At 66.2% G+C, this 328-nt stretch carries 1 protein-coding gene; it reads left to right on the top strand.

The window, feature by feature from the left end:
- A partial coding sequence (locus ACU18_RS20320) for a hypothetical protein (RefSeq protein ID WP_442853728.1) occupies positions 1–328 on the top strand: 328 nt, incomplete at both ends.

Genomic DNA, 328 nt, shown 5'->3' with positions numbered 1-328 from the left:
CCCGCAGCCACCAACGTAGGAGCCGCCGGCTCCAACACCGGTTCAGATGCAGTCACCGGTCCCGCACCCACCAATGTGGTAGCCGCCGAAGTCAACGCCGGTTCAGATGCAGTCACCGGTCCCGCAGCCACCACCGTGGGAGCCGCCGGCTCCAGCACCGGTTCCGATGCTGCCACTGGTTCAGGAGCCGCCGGTTCCACCACCAGCCCGGACTCCGGCTCGAATTCAGGATCAGGCCCGGATTCAGGTTCGGATTCAGGATCAGGCCCGGATTCGGATTCGGGTTCGGGTGCGCCGTTTACCTCCGCCAGGGCCTGGGGTGATGTTC

Origin of the sequence: Arthrobacter sp. ZBG10 (assembly GCF_001238605.1) — a bacterium.
In the GTDB taxonomy this organism is placed as follows: Bacteria; Actinomycetota; Actinomycetes; order Actinomycetales; family Micrococcaceae; genus Arthrobacter.
This window is presented reverse-complemented; position numbering and strand designations above follow the sequence as displayed.